Genomic DNA, 17,507 nt, shown 5'->3' with positions numbered 1-17,507 from the left:
CTTTAGAGGGCCACCACTAGAGAAAGACCCTTATAGGGTCAGAGCAAACCACCCGTTCTACGGGTGGTTATGATTTTGAGAGAGGGCGAATGTATGAACATCGTTGAACAATATAATTTAACTTTACAGATAGAGGTTGTAAAAGAACAAAGTGCAGAGACATTAGCTCGTCTATGCAAGTTAGTTGATGAAAGTGGGACTAATCATTGTATAGAGTTTTTAAAAGCCTTTTCTCATATTGTTAATACAGAACTATATTTGGTTACATCTATTGATGAATTAGAATCTTTAAAAAAACGTATGACAGAGATTGAAATCCAAATTAAGGATTCAATGATTCAAGCTTCTCATATTGTTAGTGATATTAAAGAAATTAGTGATTTACAAGGTATTGAGTCCTATAGCTCTGAAGATTTCGACAAGGCTTTAGAACTCACTATTGATTTGTTAACGTTAAATAAAAATATATCTAATATGCCTCACGCTGTTATTTTAGGTGGCCAAAGTGGGGCAGGGAAAACAACTATTCATCGTGTCAAAATGATGGAGTCAAAAGGCGACTATATTGTTATAGATGGCGACACTTATCGTGCGCAGCACCCACATTTTAGAGCGCTTCAAGAAAAATATGGTGTTGATAGTGTAGAGTACACAAAAATGTTTGCTGGTAAGATGGTAGAGGCTGTGATTGATAAATTAAGCGCCTTGAAATACAATTTAATTATTGAAGGGACATTGCGCTCGGCAACTGTGCCAATTAAAACAGCTACATTATTAAAATCTAAAGGATATACAGTCGACTTTTGTTTGATTGCTACTAAACCGGAACTATCTTATTTGACAACACAATTACGATATTTAGAAATGCTAGTAGTGGATCCTTTACAAGCCAGAGCTACACCTAAAGAGCATCACGATGGAATTGTGAAATCTTTGGTATCTAATATTAATGAATTAGAACAAAGTGGATTATTTGAGAGTATTCAAGTATATAAACGGAATTTAATACAAGTGTATAATTCCAAACAATGTACCGAGCCAGTTGGCACCATTGTAGAGAACGTGTTATTTGGTACTTGGACACAGGATGAAACTGATTTGTTAAATGCAGGTAAAGCACAAGAACTGGAGTTAAGAGCGAAATTACCTTAGGGAGCAAAAGTGTAATGGACTATTTTGACTATTCATATAAACATAACTACATAGAGTTTAGTAGTAACATATATAGGGTTAGTACATATCATTATAACTGGCATGCAGAAACTGAGATTTTTATATTGTTAAAAGGTAGCGTTGAGATGAGTTGCAATGGTGAGGTTTTTACGCTGAAACCTCTTGATGTTGTAATTATTTCTCCTCAAGTAGGGCATGCAACATTAGCCCTTGAAGAGGATACTATAGCCTTTGTTACTCATGTAGGTAACGAATTTTACCAACAGTATGATTCGGATTTTGGGACGTATCAATTTATTTTACGTTCAGATGATAGTACGCGTCATAATGAATTCTTTACAACCTTACGCCATCATGCCGCTATGACGATGTTATTGATGATTAAAGGTGAAAGCCCAGTACATCGAATGTGGATAGAACACCATTACTTAGCTTTGGCCGGTGATGTATTTAGAGAATTTGATCCTATAAAAAAGGTTCACGAAAATGCTAGACCTGGCGATATAAAACCGGCATCTTTTGATAATATGATCGCCTATATTGATGAGCATTATGATCAGAAAATAGAGCTAGAAGATATTGCGAAAATAGGGGGCTATAATGTTGCCTATACATCGCAGTTTTTTAAACGACAAATGGGGATTTCATTTGTTGAGTATATATTGCGGTTGAGAATTCGTGATGCTACTGTTCGATTAGCTAGTACGGATGAGGCTGTCGCAAGAATTGCAAGCGATTGTGGCTTTGCCGATGTGAAAGCCTTTAATGTGGCTTTTAAAAAGCATTTTAATATGACTCCCACAGAATATCGTAAGCAAGTAAAAGGGATTGGCCGTAAAACTGTTTTGCAAGATTGGAAAGAAATTATTTCTGTAGACAACCAAGATGTACTTGATGTATTGCATTCATTCTTGTCCTATGAAGATGATTCACGAGCCAAGAGCGAATTGGAATTTATGAGCCAAAAATTGGAAGCTTTGAAAGAAAAGTTAGCCGATGTAGTAAAGGATTTATAAAGATGTTTTATTATATCTCTATGGTAACTAGATTATTATAGTAACTAATTCTTATAGTAGCTAATCTTAGGATAAACGTTTTGTGGCAAATTATTTTTGCTGAATTTATGACATATATAGAAAGATTAGAATTGGGTAAATTTCTATATTAAGAAAACCTATAAAGTTATAAATAAAGCACTACTGGTGATAAGTAGTGCTTTTTTATATGTGCTTTATGGGCGAATTTATATATCAATAGACTCTAAAAATGCAATAAATCGAGAGAAATCTATATTTTTCTATGGATTTTACTATAAAAACTACCTTTTAATTTGGATAGTTATATTCTCCAAACTGAGTAGAATATACTTCATCAGGAGTAAAAAATTAGTAAGTTATAATTTTGGAGGATATATGAATCAAGTTAAATTTATGGAAAACGTAGGTAAAGTTGCAACTGTTACTGCTGTAGCTATGTATGTATCTTATTTCCCACAAATCATGCACAACCTAGCTCATCCAGGTACTGGCGATTGGATCCAACCACTTGTAGCTGCGATCAACTGTACATTATGGGTAGCGTATGGTTTGTTCAAAGAACATAGAGATATTCCAGTAGCATTAGCCAATGCACCTGGTATCTTCTTTGGTTTGGCAGCAGCTATTACAGCGGTTATGTAATTTAAAGAGTAGAAACATAAAACTATAATTTATTGACATGTAAAATAAGATTACTGTTGACCGTTGTTAATTATATATATCATAATGAATGCATCTCTTAGATTTATAAGAGGTGCATTTTTTATGTAAATAATTGAGAGGTATTTGTTTGATTTTATGAGGGGTGTTACGTTGTTATGGATTACTTTCACTACACCTATAAACACAATCACATAGATTTCAATAGTGATATATATAAGGTTAGTACCTATCACTATAACTGGCACAGTGGCGTAGAAATCCTAATCTTACTAAAGGGCAGAATCGACATGAGTTGTAATAGTGAGGTTTTTACAATGGAACCTCTTGATACAATTGTTATTTCCCCTCAAGTAGGTCATGCTACATTGGCCTTAGAGGAGGATACAACGGCTCTCGTTATTCATGTAAGTAAAGAGTTTTTCCAATACTTTGATCCTAACTTCGGCATGTACCAATTTGTATTGCGTTCAGATAAAACTAATTGGGATAATAAATTCTTTACGTCACTACGTCATCGTGCCGCACAAATGATGTTATTAATGGTAAATGGTGAAGGTACTGATCGTCAATTATGCTTGGAGAGTCACTTTTTAGCTATGACGAGTGATATATATCGTGAAATTGATGCGGTTAAGACTATCCCTGTACATACAAAGCCTGCTGATATGACTGTAGCTACCTTTGATAAAATGATTGCCTATATTGATGAAAATTATAAGCAGAAGATAGAGTTAGAAGATATTGCCAAAATTGGCGGTTATAATGTGAACTATACATCTCAGTTCTTTAAACGCCAATTAGGAGTTTCCTTTTTAGAGTATTTGTTGCGGTTGAGATTACGAGAGGCTACCGTTCGTTTAGCTAACTCTGAGGATGGGGTGGCTCATATTGCGAGTAGCTGTGGCTTCGCAGATATTAAAGCCTTTAATGTAGCTTTCAAGAAACATTTCCATACAACGCCATCTGAATATAGAAAGCAAGCAAAAGAGATGGGACGAAAGACCAAGCTACATGATTGGAAGGAAATTATTTCTACCCAGGAAAAGGATATTATAGACATTTTGCAAAGTTTTTTACCATATCAAGATGACTCTATTAATACAAATAGATTAGAGGAGGCCAATCAAAAGTTACAGGATGTTAGAGAACAACTTGAGATGGTTGTAAAAAAATTACAATCATAATTTTCGTTGTTAAAATGCCTTGTAATTAGATATAATTTCATGATTTTGAAAGTTAAAATTAGGTGGATATACAATTATTAGGTATAGGTGATTTTGTATATTTGATAAGCATATAAAAATAAATGATGAAAGAGCACTGCCTTTTGATAGGTAGTGCTCTTTTTGATGTTTCTAAATAGGTGTAATTGTATATTTTAGATGGAGAAAAATATAATCATATGGGTGATTTTATATGAAATTAGTGTGCTTTTACAAGCAAAAATGAACTTATAAATTGGATAGTTATATCCTGAAAAAAGAGTACAATGAAATCATCGAAAGGAGCTAAGGTTCCGAAACAAAAATAATTACGTTTTAAATAATGAAGTCTTTTTGGAGGTTTGCGATGAGTACGAAGGAACAACAAGTACAAGAAATGACTAATAAGATAGCTAATTTCATTTCTTATATGGCAAAGGTATTGCCTGATGATGTACAAGAAAAAATTCATGAATTGGCGCAGGATGAAAAAAATCCTATGGCCAAATCTATTTATGAGACAATGCAACATAATATGGATTTAGCAGCTCAGCTTAATCGTCCTTCTTGTCAGGATACAGGGGTCTTACAATTTTGGGTAAAGGTTGGATCTAATTATCCATTACTAGGAGAATTAGAAGATATTCTAAGAGAAGCAACCTATAAGGCTACACAAGAAGCTCCATTACGATTGAATTGTGTAGAAACTTTTGATGAATTTAATACTGGTAAAAATATTGGCCTCACTGCACCTTATATTCACTGGGATATCATTCCTGATCGCGATGATGTAGAAATCTTCCCTTACATGGCTGGCGGCGGTTGCTCCTTGCCAGGGTCAGGTAAAACATTGATGCCAGGCGAAGGCTATGAAGGTGTTGCTAAGTTTGTTCTTGATTTGATGACAAGCTATGGATTGAATGCGTGTCCTCCACTATTGGTAGGTGTAGGTATTGCTACAACTATTGATACTGCTGCTGATTTATCTAAAAAAGCATTAATGCGTCCTGTATCTTCAAAAGCACCTAATGAAAAAGCGGCTTATATGGAACAATTGTTAGAAGATGGAATTAATAAGATTGGTATTGGACCTCAAGGTATGGGTGGGGATAAAACTGTATTAGGTGTTAACATTGAACATGGTACACGTCATCCATCTGTTATTTCTTGTGCTGTTAGTGTAGGTTGTTGGAATCATCGTCGCGGTGATCTCGTATTTGACAAAGATGGTAATTGCACAGTTAAATCTCATAAAGGAGTGACATTATAATGGCTAAGAAAATATTAACTACACCTATTCAAAAATCTGATTTAGAAGGCATTAAGCCAGGCGATGTAATTTATTTGACTGGGCATATTACAACTTGTCGTGATATGGGGCATCGTCGTGTGGTAGAAGAAGGTAAAACTTTACCGGTTGATGTTAAAGATGGGGCTATACTTCATGCAGGTCCAATTATTCGAACTATAAGCGATAATGAATTTGAAGTAGTATCTGTAGGTCCTACTACATCTATGCGAATGGAAAAATTCGAATATGACTTTGTTGAAAAGACGGGTGTACGTCTCATTGTAGGTAAAGGTGGCATGGGTCCTGAAACAGCTCGTGCATGTAAAGACTTTGGCGCACTACACTGTGTATTCCCTGCAGGTAATGCAGTTCTTGCTGCTACAGAAGTCGAAAAAGTAGAATCTGCTAATTGGCGTGAATTAGGTATGTGTGAGACTTTGTGGACTTTTAAGGTTAAAGAATTTGGTCCGCTTATCGTATCTATTGATGCAGATGGCAATAACTATTTTGAAAATAAAAAAGTAGAATACAATGCGAAAAAAGAAGAAGTGTTAGAAGAACTTTATAAACACGTAGGCTTCATTAAATAATTGCATTGTGAAATGTAACTAAATAGGGGGATTATACGGATTTTGTACAATCCTCCTTTTTTGTACCCTTTTTTAGGTATATTACACGTATTGGGAGGTATATATGGATACGAGTGTAATGATAACTCTTGGCTTCTTGGTATTTGCCATCGTTATGTTTGCGTGGGAGAAAATTCCATTATCTATTACCGCTATGGTTGTAGCAGTAGGCTTGCATCTAAGTGGAGTTTTATCGGCTAAAGAAGCATTCGCCGGTTTTGTAGATCCAAACGTCTTACTATTTATGGGTATGTTTGTTATTGGTGAAGCCTTCTTTGCAACGGGTGTAGCAGTAGGGGTTGGTAATGTAGTTCATAAGTTTGCCAAAACTGAAACATCCTTACTTGTTGCTGTAATGATGATTACAGGTATTTTATCTGGTTTCTTATCTAATACTGGTACAGCTGCTGTACTGATTCCTGTAATTATCGGTATTTGTAAAAAAAGTGGTTTTAAACAAACTAAACTATTGATGCCTCTCGTATTTGCAGCGGCTATGGGTGGTAATATCTCTCTTATCGGCGCTCCTGGTAATATGATTGCTCAAGCAGGATTACAACAAGCAGGCTTAGGCTCCTTTAATTTCTTCGATTATGGTCTAGTAGGTTTACCAATCCTTATCGTAGGCACTATATTCTATGCTACAATTGGTAAACGTTTCTTACCAGATACTCCAAGTCATCAACCAGATGGTGCTTTTGAAGGTAATGATGATTATAGTCATGTGCCATCTTGGAAGAAATGGACTGCTGCAATCATATTGATTTTGACCGTCGCTGCTATGATTTTTGAAAAACAATTGGGCGTAAAACTTTATGTGAGTGCTTGGGTAGGTGCTCTCGTATTAGTAGCTACTAATGTTATTAGTGAAAGTGCAGCTGTTAGATCTATCGATATGAAAACGATCATGCTCTTCGCTGGCTCTATGGCCCTTGGGGATGCAATGGTTAAAACCGGTACTGGTTCTGTAATTGCAGATCTTATCGTAAACAGCCTTGGTGCTAGTCCATCTCCAATTGTTGTTCTAGTAGTAATCTTTGTGCTTGGTGTATTCATGACGAACTTTATGTCTAATACTGCTACCTGTGCATTATTGGTACCAATCGGTCTTAGCTTAGCATCTCAATTGGGATTCGATCCAAAAGCGGTGCTTGCAGCTATCGTAATCGCTAGCTCCTTAGCATATGCTACCCCAATTGGTATGCCTGCGAATACTATGGTATACAACATTGCTGGTTATAGCTTCATGGATTATGTGAAAGCTGGTTTGCCGCTCATCGTTGTATCTAGTATAGTAGCGCTTATATTGTTACCAATTTTATTCCCATTTTAATGAGATAATATAAGTTTTTTAGAAAGAGCCCTAATGTATGTTGCATTAGGGCTCTTTCTCATATGTGCAATAGGTAGTGATAAACGTATTAGATAATATAATTTAGCTATTAGATGTTTTAGATGTATTATACGTATTATACGTATTTGACGTATTAGATTTTCTATACGTCTTAGACATCTTAGATCTATTAGTTATATTACTAAAATTGTTAAGGATTAATATTAGACATACGTAATACTTTCATATATAATAGATTACTGTAGTTGTACAAATATACATCTACAGTAGACAATTAATATTAAATAGTAAATATTAGATAATATGTTTAAAGTTGTTATATAGTTGATAGATGGCCATGGTGCCGAGGAGGCTTTATGTTAAGCGATATTGAGATTGCCCAACAGAATGAGATGGAGAAGATTCAGGTTATTGCCGATAAATGTGGTTTAACACCTGATGATATTGAACAATATGGTCATTATAAAGCGAAGATTTCTTTTGATGCTATTCGTCGCTTAGAAGATAAGACAGATGGTAAATTGGTGTTAGTTACGGCTATTACACCGACGCCAGCAGGTGAAGGGAAGTCTACAACGAGCATTGGTCTTGTACAAGGCTTACAAAAAATTGGCAAAAATGCGATTGCCACATTGCGTGAGCCATCCTTAGGTCCTGTATTTGGCATTAAGGGTGGTGCAGCAGGTGGCGGTTACGCTCAAGTTGTACCAATGGATGATATTAACCTTCATTTTACAGGTGATATGCACGCTATTACAGCAGCTAATAATTTATTGTCCGCTATGATCGACAATCACATCCATCAAGGCAATGAATTGCAAATCGATTTGCGCCAATTATCTTGGACTCGTGTTTTAGATATGAATGACCGCGCCCTTCGTAATGTTACCGTAGCACTTGGCGGTAAAGTGTGTGGTTTCCCACGAGAAGATCACTTCATGATTACTGTTGCTTCTGAAATCATGGCTATTCTTTGCTTGGCTAAAGATTTAGAAGATTTGAAAGAACGTTTTGGTCGTATCGTTATCGGCTGTAATTTAGCAGGTGAGCCTGTTTATGTTCATCAGCTAGGTTGCCAAGGTGCGATGGCGCTTCTTATGAAAGACGCAATCAAGCCAAATTTAGTACAAACATTAGAACACACACCGGCTATCGTTCACGGTGGTCCATTTGCAAACATCGCTCATGGTTGTAACTCCATCGTAGCTACAAAGCTGGGTCTTAAATTAGGTGACATCGTAGTTACAGAAGCTGGCTTTGGTGCTGACTTAGGGGCTGAAAAGTTCCTCGACATCAAATGCCGTTACGGGGATATTTTCCCTGATACAATCGTTATCGTAGCTACATTGCGTGCTCTTAAAATGCATGGCGGTGTACCTAAACAAGAACTTAGCACTGAAAATGTTGAAGCTGTTACAAATGGTTTCAGCAATTTGCAAAAAGCCATCGAGAACATGCGTTACTTTAACGTACCTGTATTAGTAGCTATCAATAAATTTGCTACTGATACAGATGCAGAAATAGCTGAATTAACTCGTCTTTGCGATGAATTTGGCGTACCTGTAGAACTTAATGAATGTTGGGAAAAGGGCGGCGAAGGCGGCACTGACATGGCGAAAAAGGTCGTAGAGTTACTGGAAGGTCCTAAACCAACACCTAAATTTGTATATGATTTAGAAGATACTTTGGAAGAGAAAGTTATTAAAATCGTTAAAACTATTTATGGTGGCGATGGTGTTATCTTTGCGGACAAAGCTAAAAAACAAATTAAACAATTAGCAGATTGGGGCCTAGATCGTTTGCCTGTATGTATGGCAAAAACTCAATATTCCTTATCTGATAATCCAGCACTCTTAGGTGCTCCAACAGGCTTTACCATCACTGTATCCGATATTCGTGTAGCTAATGGTGCAGGCTTTATCGTATGCCGTACAGGTGATGTAATGGTTATGCCTGGCCTTCCTAAACGTCCTGCTGCACTTAATATGGATATTGAAGCAGACGGCACGATTAAAGGCTTATTCTAATATAAATTCTTTGTAGTAGACATTTTCTTAACTGCCTATTGGTAGTGTCTGCTTTCACTAGTTTATATAGTGTGTTACCTGTATATTTTTATAGAAATGACAAAGCGATAACAAGGATAGCTTGTTATCGCTTTTACATGAGGTCTTGTTATGAATTTAGTAGAACAACGTGTTGTAGATTTTGTAGCAGCTACTGCATCTAAAGAACCAACTCCAGGTGGTGGAGCCATTGCGGCCTTAACGGCTGCAACGGGGGCAGCATTAGCTGAAATGGTGGCGAATTTAACCTTTGGTAAAAAGGGATATGAAGATGTTCAATCTGACATGAAAGATCTTCAAGCTAAAGCGGAATCTATTCGTAATCGCATGCTCGAATTATCTCAAGCTGATGCAGATGTATTTAATATCTTTATGAATGCCTTAGGTTTGCCAAAGAATACAGATGAAGAAAAGTCTAAACGTACTGCCGCTATTCAACAAGCTTATAAAGATGCTGCAATGGTTCCCTTTGAAATCGGCGAGTTAGCCTATCAAATCTTTGATTTAGCAGAGCTAGCATCTAAAAAAGGTAATCAAAATCTTATTACTGATGGTATTATTGCTGCAATCAATGCACGTGCTGCAGTAAAGGCAGCATTCCTAAACGTACGTATTAATTTATCAGGTATTAAAGACGAAGCATTTGTAGTTGATATAACCGCAAAAATGAATGCTATTGAAACAGGTTTAGATGATAAAGAAGCGGCAATTATAGCGTTATATGTATAGCCAGCTCAAAATAGCAGTTTAAAACAGCAGATTAAAATAACAAGATATACGACTGTATATACTAATCAATAATACCGTAGATGATTTCGAACGATTAAGATTTTTAAAAATCTAATGTTCGGAAAAATATCGAAAGAGAACTTATTATTTCTTTTAAAAATAATGAGTTCTCTTTTTTCTATTGTTAAAATCCGAACGATAGTGTAAAATAAATGGGTGTTATTTCGAGGTTTGATGTAGGAGACATTATGACAGATCAAAAACAAATGAATACGGTCGATAGTATGTTGCCAATACCACAGCTCTTTGCCTTTGGTTTACAACACGTACTGGCCATGTATGCAGGTGCCGTTGCTGTACCTATTATTGTGGCACAGGCCATGAATTTACCTATGGAAGATTTGATTCGATTAATTACAGCGGACTTATTTACCTGCGGTATCGCCACATTAATCCAAACATTAGGTTTTGGTAAAATTGGTGGACGTATTCCTATGATCCAAGGTGTTACCTTTGCTTCTGTTGGACCTATGGCCATGATTGGTGCTCAGCATGGTATGACTGCTATTTATGGTGCTATTATCATAGCCGGTTTATTTACCTTCTTGATAGCTCCATTCTTTAGTCGTCTTATTCGCTTATTCCCACCTGTAGTTACAGGTACAATTATTACCATTATCGGTATTAACTTGATGCCAGTTGCTATTAATTGGATGGGCGGCGGTATAGGTAATCCTCAATTTGGTAGTTTTACTAATATTGGACTAGGGTTCCTTACCTTCTTAATTGTCGTATTTGTTTATAAATTTGCCAAAGGATTCTTTAGTAATCTTTCTGTACTAATTGGTTTGATTGCAGGTACAGCAATTGCGTTTGCCATGGGCGTTACAAACTTTGATGAAGTTGGTCGTTCCCACTGGATTGCGTTTATTGAGCCTTTCTATTTCGGATTACCAACCTTTGATTGGGCGTCTGTACTTTCCATGATTATCGTAATGCTCGTAGTTATGGTAGAAACAACTGGTGATAGTATCGCTATTGGTGAAATCGTAGATAAGCCAATTGGTCGTAAAGAACTTGCTTCTATTATTCGTGCTGATGGGGTATCTACAATTATTGGTGGTATTCTTAATAGTTTCCCTTACACAGCATTCGCTCAAAATGTTGGCCTTATTGCCGTAACAGGTGTTAAGAGCCGCTTTGTTGTAGCTGCATCTGGTGTAATCTTAATTTTATTGGGGTTATTCCCTAAATTAGCGGCTATCGTAGCTAGCATTCCGAATGCCGTGTTGGGCGGTGCTGGTATTGCCATGTTCGGTATGATCGTTGCTAGTGGTATTCGTTCCTTAGGCAAGGTTAGCTTTGAAGGCAACCATAATTTAATGCTCGTAGCTATCAGTATTGGTGTAGCTATGATTCCAATTGCAGCGCCAAACTTTTATGCTAATTTCCCTGCGTGGGCACAAATTATTTTAAAATCTGGCATCACTTTCGGTAGTATTATGGCAATATTGCTTAATTTACTACTTAATGGTGTTAATCGTGGTGACGAAATTAAAGAAATGGGTCGTCGATAAAAATTACTAAAAAAGAACTCTGTTCCTTGGAGCAGAGTTCTTTTTTAGTGATTAAATTCACAGGAAATTTGTGTGAATACTATGCTATAATAGATAGATAATTGTAGAATAATTTTGTGATGCTTTCAGTAACATGAAAATTATAAAAATGACTGCAATTACATATTGAAATAAAGTTATGTATATATGTATATATATGGTATGTTCCCATAAGAAGGGAAGGGTTACATGGCAGACGGAAAAATTATTGCTATCTCCATTAGTGAGAGAAAAGGGCAAAAGAAACATAATATTGAATCCGCTAATCTTATCGTAGATCATGGTATGGAAGGTGATGCGCACGCAGGCAATTGGCATCGTCAAATCAGCTTGCTTGGTATTGCAAGCATCGATCATATGCGTGCCCAAGGAGCGGATGTAAAACCTGGTGATTTTGCAGAAAATATCACTGTAGAAGGTATGGTGCTTTACGAATTGGCTGTAGGCACACAATTACAAATTGGTAAGGATGTAATTCTTGAAATTACTCAAATTGGTAAGGAATGTCATCATGGCTGTGAAATCATGAAACAAGTAGGATCTTGTATCATGCCTACACAAGGCATCTTTGGCAAAGTCCTTAAAAATGGTACGATTCACGTAGGTGATGAAGTATCTATTATCAAATAACTTAGTCGGATAAACGAGGTGTGTTATGAAAGACGCATGGGGCCGTACAATTGAATATGTACGTCTGTCATTGACAGATGCGTGTAATTTTTGTTGTCCCTATTGTCGACCTGCTGAAATTACACCTCAAAGTCAAACCCAATTATTATCAGTTGATGAATGGATGACTATTTTAGGTGCCTTCCATCGTATCGGCGTGAAAGCGGTACGTTTAACTGGTGGCGAGCCATTGCTATATCCTCATATTGAAGAGCTTTTAACTCGTATCAAGGATACTGGTTGGTTTGAAGATATATCTATGACTACTAATGGTAGCTTGCTTGCATCTCGAGCACAACGATTGAAAAAACTTGGTTTGAACCGAGTGAATATCAGTCTAGATTCTCTTGAAAGTGACGCTTTTGCCACTTGTGTAGGCAAAGAGGGGCAGCTAGATTCCGTATTAGATGGTATTCGCAGTGCTATTAGCGAGAATTTTAAATCAGTAAAGATTAATACCGTATTATCTCGCCATTGGTCTGATGATGAAGTTAAATCTTTATTACAGTATGTAGAAAAGTGGCCTGTTGTATGGCGTTTTATTGAATATATGCCATTCCAAGGCGATGCGTTCCATGGTCCAACCTTTGACGAATGGAAGACTCAATTAGAACGTGTTAGTGGAGGTCCGCTTACAGAAGTGCATTCCGTTTATGGCTTTGGCCCTGCTACGTACTTAGCGTTACCAAGTGGAAAGGCTGTAGGATTCATCTTTTCTATGTCTCATAGCTATTGTGATACATGTAATCGTGTACGTCTTACATCAGATGGGCAAATGCGTTTATGCTTGTTGCGGGATGACGAGGCTGATCTTGTATCTCTTGTGCGCAATGGTGCGACCGAGGAAGATTTAGCTATGCATATTGAACGTGCATTGCAGCGAAAGCAAGAACGTCATGATGGCGTAGGTATGGAACAACCAGAACGTCCTATGTGGCGCATTGGAGGATAATATGGGATTTTTTGATTTTCTCAAACCAAGATCAAAGGAACATATTGAAGAATGCTGGCCTGGTGGCAAGATGCTTCAAGTCCATATCGAATATGATACTAAATCCTCTGTAATTACCTACAAGGGCCGTTATGGATTGCAATTTAATGTGCCAAAGGCTGATGTGACAAACATTATTATTAAAGAGGTAAGTCGTACGCATAGTGTTCTTCAACTATATAGTGGTGTTGACTGCGTAGGGACTAGTGATATTCTCCCTACGGAGGCTTGTAATACGATGAAGGATTGGCTAGGACAATATTGATGCATATGTTTTATAGGAATGTAATAAATATTCTTTACATTCCTATAAAATAGGCATATAATTAGTCGTGTCATGGACCACTAGCTCAGCTGGCAGAGCACCTGACTCTTAATCAGGGTGTCCAGGGTTCGAACCCCTGGTGGTCCACCAAATAAACCCGCACAGTAGTGCGGGTTTTTCTTTTGACATCATTTTTATCAGGGTACCTTTTGACATCATTTTGACATCAATTAGAATATGTTTGAAATTTTTTCTACCACGTCGGCTTCCATAATCGGAGTAACATGAGAGTAGGTATCCATCGTTTGCTGATACGAGGAATGGCCAAGCCGCATTTGTACGACTTTAAAGTTTACGCCTGCTTCTAATAATAAGGTGGCATGTGTATGGCGAGTATCGTGCATCGTAAAGTCAGGTCTACCGATTGCGGTGGCCAACTTTTTACATTTTAGAGAAACCTTGGCCGGATCACGAGGGCTTCCAAACTTACCAGGGAACACGAGATTATTATTTCTCCAGTTCGTTGCTTTTAGGCGCCGTTTATCGACGCATGTGCGAAGTTTTAAAAGCTCTGCGATAGTTTTATCGTCGAGTGATATAGAACGCCTAGACGAGCTGTTTTTAGTCGTTTTTGAGATAGTCGTAACTTCATTGATTCGTAAAACTGTCTGATTGACGGTTAACGTTTTTTGTTTTAAGTTGACATCATCCCAGGTTAAGCCGAGTATCTCGCTACGGCGTAAACCAGTAGTAAATGCTAGCTTAAACAGGGCGTGCCATTCGACATCATCGATTTGTTCAAGGAAGGTCTCAACCTCTTCTTTAGATAACGTTACCATTTCGCGCTTACGTTCTTGTTTTGGTTTCTTTACTAGAGTGGCCACGTTCTTCGATATTATCTCATCCATGACCGCCTGTTTTAGGATAGCTCTAAGAACGGTTAGCGTGTAACTGATAGTCCGTGCTGATAAGTGGCCCATGCTATCCATAAGTGCTCTTACGTTTAATGCTGACAGCTCCACTAATCGTATCGAGCCTATGAAAGGCACAATATAGGTTTTAATAATATATTGGTAAGAGGATATGGTATTCTGTGAAACCGTATCCGTTTTAAGTCGGATCCAATACTCACACCATCTCTCGATTGTAATCGTGTTATCGTAGTTAGCACATTGCGCTAGTGATTCAACGTAAGCATCACGTTCGGCAATAGCAGCTTTCTTGGTAGTGCCGTAAAAGTATCTACGCTTACCGTTTATCAGCTTTGATACCTGGTAGCGTCCATCGGCTCGTTTTTTAGCCATAAAAATAACCTCCTTGGCTTAAATTTGGGTATAAGAAATAAGCCTTAGAGGTTTTATGTGATATAATGGTATTGGAGTAAAAATGAAATACCTCTAAGGTATGTAGTTTTTAGTGGCCCTCACTGCGGTGAGGGCTTATTTTTTTTATCTAAAATACAGAATCTAGTACGTTATCATACCAGTGCTTTTTCTTTTTAGGCTGTTGCACTTCTTCAGATGGTGCCTGGTGTATCTCATGATCAGCTTGCCATTTTGCTAGTGCATTTTTAGTGCCCTCATCGACTTTGTGTAAATCGTCCATTTCTTTTTGTGTCATACTAATAGTGCGTTCAAGATATTCCTGTTCATCAAGTAATTCGGTGCTCCCGTCATCGTAATGCACTAGCACCTTTGGACCGTCTAAAGCCTTAAATTCATCGTGAGATACCTCAGTTCTAGCAAATCCTGTAACTGTAACTAAGGCGAACATAGCAGTAATTAATAAAGTCTTTTTCATGATAACATCTCCCTGTGTTAAATAATATGATGATAAAAGTCGATTCCGTTAATGTCTCCATCTTCAATCTGAGACATTCTAACCATACGTTCGACTAAATTAACGTGATGATCTACATAAAAGTCATCACGAATAATATGACTTAACTCATGCTTTATTTCCTCCCTCATGCGTTCATGGGGAAGATTTTTATTAATGTAGATATTATGAGTGTCTACATCTTCTGATTCCTCAGAAACTGCTTTAGCATTTGGTAAGTCACAATAGATAAGGTTAATAACCAATACTACCACTCTCCCTTGTGTGTATTACTTATGTTTAGATTTTAAGAACTCTATGTATTTGACTGTTTCTTCCATCTCCTCTTTAGTGATATCTTTAGCAGCAGAGAAGAGCATACGAGCCCCTGGACGTGTGCGTAGGTATTCAGCAAATTCGGCTGCCTCACGGTCGGTGTAATAGCCGTCTGTATATTTCTCTACTAGTTCAGATTTAGGAACGCCAAAATAGTTTGCCAATAACTCAATTTTATCGATTCTAGGATATGTATTTCCCTTTACCCAATCGGTAAACGTAGTGTATTTTAACCCTAAATCAGCACATATTTTATTGCGATCAATTCCTCGGCTATCCATTAGTCGTTGAATATTCTCAGCCATAATAGCCTTGTTGCCTAAATCACTCATAAGAACCTCTCAAAATATGGAATATATTAATTAATACACCTATATATTACGATATTTTCGTAATAAAATCAATATTTTACGGAAATTTTACTATAGTTTAAGTTTAGTTTATGGACATTACGGATAAACCGTAGTAGAATGATGACTGTAAACAAGATGTGAGTATCGAGAAAGGAGGTAGCTTATGAAGTATACATTAAAGATGTTAAGGGCTTCAAAAAACTGGTCTCAACTTACGGCATCTAAAGCGATTGGAGTGTCTGTTGATACTTGGGGAAATTGGGAGCGCAAACGCTCTTTCCCTGATGTTCCTCACATAAAAAAGATACAAGAAGTATTTGGTGTATCGTATGACGACATTATTTTTTTATAGTTGGTTACGGTTAAACCGTTACGGAGGATAGGTTATGAAAGAATTCGTAATCAGAATGTTCGGCGAATCCATTACGGAACGCATGAACGAGTTAGGCATGACTAAGACGGCGCTGATCAAACAAGCTGAAATTTCGATGGATACATTAAACCGAGCTATCAAAGGAAAGTCAGTGCAAATGTCGACAGTCGTTGGTATCTGCTATGCGTTGTGTGTCGATGATACTGAAAGTCACGACTTTTGGGAAACCGATTACTACAACCCTAAATTAGATAGGAGGTAGCTATGAATAAAAAACAATTATTAGAACTAGCTAGTTGTTGCTTATGGATTTTAGCGCTCGGCTTGTCCGCAGGTATAAGTTTATTCGTGATGTTATCCCTGGTGCTTCTAGCATTCTAGGAGGTACCTATGAATAAGATGTGTATCACAGTAGCGGAAGCTGCAGAACTTGCCAGCGTACCGCAAGCCGTTATCCGAGAATGGGCGCAAGATTTTGACTTTCCGTCCATGAAAATCGGTAAGCGTGGAGGTAAACGCCTTATCCACGTTGATTCGTTTAATGCTTGGCTTGCTAAACGATGCCAGGCACGAATAGGAGAGTAGACATGATGAAAGTAGTTTATGCGCTTCGCATTATTGCAGCCATATTAGTAGTAGGAACTGTCGGTTCTATCGAAATAGACCGCATAGATTTGTGGACTGGTATGTGCCAGGGGTTACTAGGTATCACTCTTTGGTTACTCACTGGTTACTGGATTGAGGAGCTAAAAGAGTATGAACGATAAACGATGCTCCTTCTGTAATAAAAGGATTAAAAGTCCTTACACAAATTGGTCGTATCTAACCGGCAAGCCTCGTATAGTGTGCGATAACTGCAAAGACATACACCCGTGTGTAAATAGAATAACACGTTTATCCAAACGTGCCTAGTGAAAGGAGGTGAGGACATTGCGAGACTGT

At 37.4% G+C, this 17,507-nt stretch carries 21 protein-coding genes and 1 tRNA gene; 18 read left to right on the top strand and 4 right to left on the bottom strand.

The genetic code is table 11. The features are described from left to right. Nucleotides 1-93 precede the first annotated feature (93 nt). The 14 genes from VCHSUH04_RS07470 (at nucleotide 94) to VCHSUH04_RS07405 (ending at nucleotide 13,835) form a co-directional block, all read left to right on the top strand. Complete coding sequence (locus VCHSUH04_RS07470) at nucleotides 94-1,152, top strand: zeta toxin family protein (protein ID WP_174683256.1); 1,059 nt, start codon at nucleotides 94-96, stop codon at nucleotides 1,150-1,152. Between the two features lie 14 nt (nucleotides 1,153-1,166). Then, nucleotides 1,167-2,189, top strand: coding sequence for an AraC family transcriptional regulator (locus VCHSUH04_RS07465; protein WP_105085997.1), 1,023 nt, complete (start codon nucleotides 1,167-1,169; stop codon nucleotides 2,187-2,189). Between the two features lie 396 nt (nucleotides 2,190-2,585). Beyond that, nucleotides 2,586-2,852 (top strand): SemiSWEET family transporter, encoded by a 267-nt coding sequence (locus VCHSUH04_RS07460; RefSeq protein ID WP_004698672.1) that lies wholly within the window; start codon nucleotides 2,586-2,588, stop codon nucleotides 2,850-2,852. 176 nt (nucleotides 2,853-3,028) lie between these two features. Then, complete coding sequence (locus VCHSUH04_RS07455) at nucleotides 3,029-4,057, top strand: AraC family transcriptional regulator (RefSeq protein ID WP_105085996.1); 1,029 nt, start codon at nucleotides 3,029-3,031, stop codon at nucleotides 4,055-4,057. A 385-nt stretch (nucleotides 4,058-4,442) separates the two neighbouring features. Further along, nucleotides 4,443-5,345 (top strand): L(+)-tartrate dehydratase subunit alpha, encoded by a 903-nt coding sequence (gene ttdA, locus VCHSUH04_RS07450; protein WP_105085995.1) that lies wholly within the window; start codon nucleotides 4,443-4,445, stop codon nucleotides 5,343-5,345. After that, nucleotides 5,345-5,956 carry a L(+)-tartrate dehydratase subunit beta gene (ttdB, locus tag VCHSUH04_RS07445; protein WP_105085994.1) on the top strand — a complete coding sequence of 204 codons (612 nt, stop codon included), beginning with the start codon at nucleotides 5,345-5,347 and terminating at the stop codon, nucleotides 5,954-5,956. Before ttdA ends, ttdB begins: the two co-directional genes overlap by 1 nt. 103 nt (nucleotides 5,957-6,059) lie before the next feature. Continuing rightward, complete coding sequence (locus tag VCHSUH04_RS07440) at nucleotides 6,060-7,328, top strand: SLC13 family permease (protein ID WP_105085993.1); 1,269 nt, start codon at nucleotides 6,060-6,062, stop codon at nucleotides 7,326-7,328. 377 nt (nucleotides 7,329-7,705) lie between these two features. Next, nucleotides 7,706-9,376, top strand: a complete 1,671-nt coding sequence (locus tag VCHSUH04_RS07435; RefSeq protein ID WP_105085992.1) for a formate--tetrahydrofolate ligase — start codon at nucleotides 7,706-7,708, stop codon at nucleotides 9,374-9,376. 150 nt (nucleotides 9,377-9,526) lie between these two features. Next, nucleotides 9,527-10,144 (top strand): cyclodeaminase/cyclohydrolase family protein, encoded by a 618-nt coding sequence (locus tag VCHSUH04_RS07430; protein WP_105085991.1) that lies wholly within the window; start codon nucleotides 9,527-9,529, stop codon nucleotides 10,142-10,144. Nucleotides 10,145-10,392: 248 nt separating this feature from the next. Next, entirely contained in the window at nucleotides 10,393-11,721 is a 1,329-nt protein-coding gene (locus tag VCHSUH04_RS07425) for a nucleobase:cation symporter-2 family protein (protein WP_105085990.1), read from the top strand. A gap of 228 nt (nucleotides 11,722-11,949) precedes the next feature. Continuing rightward, nucleotides 11,950-12,390, top strand: a complete 441-nt coding sequence (locus VCHSUH04_RS07420) for an MOSC domain-containing protein (RefSeq protein ID WP_060924025.1) — start codon at nucleotides 11,950-11,952, stop codon at nucleotides 12,388-12,390. 25 nt (nucleotides 12,391-12,415) lie between these two features. Then, entirely contained in the window at nucleotides 12,416-13,381 is a 966-nt protein-coding gene (gene moaA / locus VCHSUH04_RS07415) for a GTP 3',8-cyclase MoaA (RefSeq protein ID WP_105085989.1), read from the top strand. A 1-nt stretch (nucleotide 13,382) separates the two neighbouring features. Further along, nucleotides 13,383-13,685, top strand: a complete 303-nt coding sequence (locus VCHSUH04_RS07410; RefSeq protein WP_105085988.1) for a hypothetical protein — start codon at nucleotides 13,383-13,385, stop codon at nucleotides 13,683-13,685. Nucleotides 13,686-13,759: 74 nt separating this feature from the next. Continuing rightward, nucleotides 13,760-13,835: transfer RNA gene (locus VCHSUH04_RS07405), tRNA-Lys, on the top strand. A gap of 80 nt (nucleotides 13,836-13,915) precedes the next feature. Here VCHSUH04_RS07405 and VCHSUH04_RS07400 read toward each other — a convergent pair. From VCHSUH04_RS07400 to VCHSUH04_RS07385, 4 genes are all read right to left on the bottom strand, one after another. Next, nucleotides 13,916-14,989 carry a site-specific integrase gene (locus tag VCHSUH04_RS07400; protein WP_105085987.1) on the bottom strand — a complete coding sequence of 358 codons (1,074 nt, stop codon included), beginning with the start codon at nucleotides 14,987-14,989 and terminating at the stop codon, nucleotides 13,916-13,918. 148 nt (nucleotides 14,990-15,137) lie between these two features. Beyond that, entirely contained in the window at nucleotides 15,138-15,485 is a 348-nt protein-coding gene (locus tag VCHSUH04_RS07395; protein ID WP_105085986.1) for a hypothetical protein, read from the bottom strand. Nucleotides 15,486-15,502: 17 nt separating this feature from the next. Then, nucleotides 15,503-15,778, bottom strand: a complete 276-nt coding sequence (locus tag VCHSUH04_RS07390) for an ImmA/IrrE family metallo-endopeptidase (RefSeq protein ID WP_105085985.1) — start codon at nucleotides 15,776-15,778, stop codon at nucleotides 15,503-15,505. Nucleotides 15,779-15,793: 15 nt separating this feature from the next. Continuing rightward, complete coding sequence (locus tag VCHSUH04_RS07385) at nucleotides 15,794-16,171, bottom strand: helix-turn-helix transcriptional regulator (RefSeq protein ID WP_060924563.1); 378 nt, start codon at nucleotides 16,169-16,171, stop codon at nucleotides 15,794-15,796. Nucleotides 16,172-16,355: 184 nt separating this feature from the next. Between VCHSUH04_RS07385 and VCHSUH04_RS07380 the strand changes: the two genes are divergently transcribed. From VCHSUH04_RS07380 to VCHSUH04_RS07365, 4 genes are all read left to right on the top strand, one after another. Beyond that, nucleotides 16,356-16,544 (top strand): helix-turn-helix transcriptional regulator, encoded by a 189-nt coding sequence (locus VCHSUH04_RS07380; protein ID WP_105085984.1) that lies wholly within the window; start codon nucleotides 16,356-16,358, stop codon nucleotides 16,542-16,544. A gap of 34 nt (nucleotides 16,545-16,578) precedes the next feature. Then, nucleotides 16,579-16,827 (top strand): helix-turn-helix transcriptional regulator, encoded by a 249-nt coding sequence (locus VCHSUH04_RS07375; RefSeq protein ID WP_005385876.1) that lies wholly within the window; start codon nucleotides 16,579-16,581, stop codon nucleotides 16,825-16,827. A gap of 128 nt (nucleotides 16,828-16,955) precedes the next feature. Further along, the gene (locus VCHSUH04_RS07370) at nucleotides 16,956-17,150 is read left to right on the top strand and encodes a helix-turn-helix domain-containing protein (RefSeq protein WP_105085983.1); all 195 of its coding nucleotides are present in this window, start codon (nucleotides 16,956-16,958) and stop codon (nucleotides 17,148-17,150) included. Nucleotides 17,151-17,152: 2 nt separating this feature from the next. After that, nucleotides 17,153-17,332, top strand: coding sequence for a hypothetical protein (locus VCHSUH04_RS07365; RefSeq protein ID WP_105085982.1), 180 nt, complete (start codon nucleotides 17,153-17,155; stop codon nucleotides 17,330-17,332). Nucleotides 17,333-17,507: the final 175 nt, after the last annotated feature.

It is taken from the genome of Veillonella sp. T14073-2 (assembly GCF_002959875.1).
Classification (GTDB): Bacteria; Bacillota; Negativicutes; order Veillonellales; family Veillonellaceae; genus Veillonella; species Veillonella infantium.
This window is presented reverse-complemented; position numbering and strand designations above follow the sequence as displayed.

Coding starts and splice junctions, on each gene's coding strand:
- VCHSUH04_RS07470 (WP_174683256.1), top strand. CDS start 94: ATGAACATCGTTGAACAATATAATTTAACTTTACAGATAGAGGTTGTA.
- VCHSUH04_RS07465 (WP_105085997.1), top strand. CDS start 1,167: ATGGACTATTTTGACTATTCATATAAACATAACTACATAGAGTTTAGT.
- VCHSUH04_RS07460 (WP_004698672.1), top strand. CDS start 2,586: ATGAATCAAGTTAAATTTATGGAAAACGTAGGTAAAGTTGCAACTGTT.
- VCHSUH04_RS07455 (WP_105085996.1), top strand. CDS start 3,029: ATGGATTACTTTCACTACACCTATAAACACAATCACATAGATTTCAAT.
- ttdA (WP_105085995.1), top strand. CDS start 4,443: ATGAGTACGAAGGAACAACAAGTACAAGAAATGACTAATAAGATAGCT.
- ttdB (WP_105085994.1), top strand. CDS start 5,345: ATGGCTAAGAAAATATTAACTACACCTATTCAAAAATCTGATTTAGAA.
- VCHSUH04_RS07440 (WP_105085993.1), top strand. CDS start 6,060: ATGGATACGAGTGTAATGATAACTCTTGGCTTCTTGGTATTTGCCATC.
- VCHSUH04_RS07435 (WP_105085992.1), top strand. CDS start 7,706: ATGTTAAGCGATATTGAGATTGCCCAACAGAATGAGATGGAGAAGATT.
- VCHSUH04_RS07430 (WP_105085991.1), top strand. CDS start 9,527: ATGAATTTAGTAGAACAACGTGTTGTAGATTTTGTAGCAGCTACTGCA.
- VCHSUH04_RS07425 (WP_105085990.1), top strand. CDS start 10,393: ATGACAGATCAAAAACAAATGAATACGGTCGATAGTATGTTGCCAATA.
- VCHSUH04_RS07420 (WP_060924025.1), top strand. CDS start 11,950: ATGGCAGACGGAAAAATTATTGCTATCTCCATTAGTGAGAGAAAAGGG.
- moaA (WP_105085989.1), top strand. CDS start 12,416: ATGAAAGACGCATGGGGCCGTACAATTGAATATGTACGTCTGTCATTG.
- VCHSUH04_RS07410 (WP_105085988.1), top strand. CDS start 13,383: ATGGGATTTTTTGATTTTCTCAAACCAAGATCAAAGGAACATATTGAA.
- VCHSUH04_RS07400 (WP_105085987.1), bottom strand. CDS start 14,989: ATGGCTAAAAAACGAGCCGATGGACGCTACCAGGTATCAAAGCTGATA.
- VCHSUH04_RS07395 (WP_105085986.1), bottom strand. CDS start 15,485: ATGAAAAAGACTTTATTAATTACTGCTATGTTCGCCTTAGTTACAGTT.
- VCHSUH04_RS07385 (WP_060924563.1), bottom strand. CDS start 16,171: ATGAGTGATTTAGGCAACAAGGCTATTATGGCTGAGAATATTCAACGA.
- VCHSUH04_RS07380 (WP_105085984.1), top strand. CDS start 16,356: ATGAAGTATACATTAAAGATGTTAAGGGCTTCAAAAAACTGGTCTCAA.
- VCHSUH04_RS07375 (WP_005385876.1), top strand. CDS start 16,579: ATGAAAGAATTCGTAATCAGAATGTTCGGCGAATCCATTACGGAACGC.
- VCHSUH04_RS07370 (WP_105085983.1), top strand. CDS start 16,956: ATGAATAAGATGTGTATCACAGTAGCGGAAGCTGCAGAACTTGCCAGC.
- VCHSUH04_RS07365 (WP_105085982.1), top strand. CDS start 17,153: ATGATGAAAGTAGTTTATGCGCTTCGCATTATTGCAGCCATATTAGTA.